This window comes from Barnesiella sp. CU968, assembly GCF_905219685.1.
Lineage (GTDB): Bacteria > Bacteroidota > Bacteroidia > Bacteroidales > Muribaculaceae > Lepagella > Lepagella muris_A.
The window spans coordinates 1-3,127 of sequence record NZ_CAJMXD010000340.1; the positions used below are offsets into that span (position 1 = coordinate 1).

2 protein-coding genes are annotated in these 3,127 nt (G+C 50.8%); one reads left to right on the top strand and one right to left on the bottom strand.

The annotated features are described in order from the left end of the window. Nucleotides 1-255 precede the first annotated feature (255 nt). The gene (locus JX312_RS11130) at nucleotides 256-2,712 is read left to right on the top strand and encodes an outer membrane beta-barrel family protein (protein ID WP_204458050.1); all 2,457 of its coding nucleotides are present in this window, start codon (nucleotides 256-258) and stop codon (nucleotides 2,710-2,712) included. Between the two features lie 30 nt (nucleotides 2,713-2,742). Here the strand turns inward: JX312_RS11130 and JX312_RS11135 are convergent. Then, nucleotides 2,743-3,127: hypothetical protein (locus JX312_RS11135; protein WP_204458051.1), on the bottom strand; the 385-nt coding region annotated here is incomplete at its 5' end.

Below are 3,127 nucleotides of genomic sequence, written 5' to 3' on the forward strand. Positions count from 1 at the left end.
AGTTAATTTCCAACACTTACTTAGTTGATAAAAGTCAAATCAGCAAGTAAGCAAGTATTCGGATTTACTTTCACCCTGATGCCGCTCAAATCAGAATACCTGCTTATTTGTTGCGAATATAAGAATAAAATATTTCTTAACCAAATTAAACCTTTATATACATTCGGAGTCAAAGAAATTCGGAAGCTGTTTCATTTGGAAACTGTCTTTATACACCAAAAAAAGGTGACGCATTTTAGAAGTTGTTAAAAAGTAATGAAAATCAGGTTATTTATGATGGCGGGAATGGTTGCGCTCCCTGCCATTTTGTGTGCAAAAGGCACAGTGACAGGTAAAATCTTAAACAAAGCCACCGGCGAGCCGATGGACTTCGTGACAGTGCAGGTATTCGATTCCACGGGCAAGAAACCGTTTCAGATCGTAGCGTCTTCCGACAGCGAGGGCAAGTTCACTCTTCCGAACCTCTCGGACGGCTCATATGTAATCAAGATAATGAATGTCGGCAGCGTCAACCAGGAACGACCCGTGAATATCTCCGGGAGCAACATCGACCTCGGCACCATCAACCTTGTAGACGACTCGAAGGTGCTGAAAGAAGTGGTTGTAGAGGGTATACGCAGCCAGATGCGGTTCGAGCTTGACCGCAAGGTGTTTACCGTAGACGCGAATATCGCGGCTGCAGGACAGAGCGCGAGCGAGTTACTTGAATCCATTCCATCGGTAGAGGTAGACCAGGACGGTGAGGTGTCGCTGCGCGGAAACAGCTCCGTAACAATATGGATCAACGGCAAGGATTCCGGACTCACAGCCGACAACCGCGCCCAGATTCTGGAACAGATTCCGGGTGAAAGCATCGACCGCATAGAGGTCATAACCAACCCTTCGGCAAAATACAGTCCGGAAGGAACAGCGGGCATCATCAACATCATCCTAAAAAAAGACAGACGCGGGGGATATTTCGGAAGCGCGGAAATAGGGGGAAACACCCGGGGTGGCGGAAACGTATCGGCAAATATCAACTATAACACAGGGAAGTGGGACACCTTCGCCTCCATAGGCTTCAGAATGCGCCATGGCAAAGGTGGTTCCGAGACACGCCGCACCTTCGATGACGGCACTTTCACCAACTCCGACGGCGACAGCCGCTCACACGGCAACAATCTCTTCTTCCGTCTGGGTGCAACATACCATCTCACAGATAAAGACGAGTTTTATGTCAACGGATTCGGCATGTTCGGACGCCGCTACGGAAAGACAACAACCGAATACACCGCCAATCGCCCCGACCACTGGCTCAGCGACCTTCAGATCTCACGAAACCACGGAGAATCCAAAGGCGCGCATGTGGAATGGGGATATACGCACAGATGGAACGACAATCATTCGCTGGAGACAATGGTCAGCTTCAACCACTGGGGCGGTCCGTCCTGGAACTCATACGGCGAGACCGAAACCTGGGCTGACAATTCAACCACGGAGCAATACCGCGAACAGTCCATGCCCATCAACGTCAACTCCTGGGAGGCTAAGGTCGACTATACCAACAAACTGAACGACTGGCTGAAACTCGAAGCCGGATACAACGGCAACTACAGCCACGAGAATACCCCGAACACCACAATGAGACTCAGCCCCGACGGAACGCTGAAGATTGACGAAAGCCTCTTCAACCGCTTCATCTATTCCAACAACGTGTCGGCGCTTTACGTAACTCTCGGAGGGAAGATAAAGGATTTCAGTTTCTCTGCCGGAGTCCGTTCTGAATCGTGGCAGGTAAGAAGCCGCTCGCTCGAATACGGTCAGAACCGCGAGGATGTGCCGGAATTCAAAAAGAATTTCTTCGCCCTCTTCCCCTCCTTGTTCTTATCATATTCTCTCCCCAAAGACAATGAGATCCAGATCAACTACACCCGACGCATACGCCGTCCGTGGGGTGGACAGCTGAATTCGTTCCACAATGTTTCCGACCCCACAAGCGTGTCATACGGAAATCCGGAACTTGAACCGCAATATTCCAACTCCTTCGAGCTTAACTATCTGAAGAGCTGGACATACCACATGATTTCCTTCTCGGCTTACGTCAGGACTGCCGACAACATGATCAACCGTATCGCATATATGGACAACGACGTGATGTATTCGACATTCGCGAATGTGTCGAAGATGGCGAACTCAGGGTGCGAGATAATATTCAAGAACTCACTCTTCCGCAGCAAGCTCGACCTGACCACGACAGTGAATCTCTACAATAACCACATCAGCGGATGGAGCTACGACTTCCCGACGGAAAGCGGCAACATAGCGCATCTGTCCAACGAAAAGCAGAACAGCTTCGCATGGGACGCGCGCCTTATGGCAAACGTAAAACTCCCGTTAGGCATCTCATTTCAGGCGACAGGGCGTTACGCTTCCGAGCAGAAAGAGGCACAGGGTGCGAGACAGGGAGGATGGAGCGTGGACGCCGGATTACGCAAAATCGCGGGCAACTGGTCGTTCTCGCTCAATTGCCGCGATATCTTCGACTCCCGCAAATGGAAGAGCACCATCTACGGACCCGGATACACACAGACCTCCAAACGCTGGCGCATGGGACGTGTGCTCGGTCTTACTATAAAATACTCCTTCGGCAACATGAAGTCGAACAAAAAAGGGAGTCGCGACAACTCCGGCGAACCCATGGGAGGCTCCGGCTATGACGAAGGAATGGATTAACCTGAGGCACGATGTTTTAAGAAACACGCCCTATAGATTGAAATAGAAGGTGCCGGTAGGCAATACGGTATAGAAGGAGTATTCCACACCCCGCAGATAACAATCGGTATTATACGCCGGAGCGTCAACTCCCCTGTCCCACATATCGGTCCAAGGATTCCAGGCGTTCAATACGTTGACCACGTATTGAACGCCATTGTATTGATAACTGACCGTCAGCGGAAGCACACGCCAGATTCCCTGAGCGTCATATCCGCAAGCGACAACTCTTGTCACCCCTTGTTCCGGAATCACAGGCGACTGGTTTACAACGATTGTCGGTCCTCTGTTCCAGCCGCTGTTCCACGGACTGCCCCAGTTGCCCTGAAACGATGAACCCGGGTTCCATCCGATACCGTTTGGGGGAGCCATGGGT

What these genes read in the sequence shown, in the direction of transcription:
- JX312_RS11130 (WP_204458050.1), top strand. Translation starts at nt 256, where the DNA reads ATGAAAATCAGGTTATTTATGATGGCGGGAATGGTTGCGCTCCCTGCC.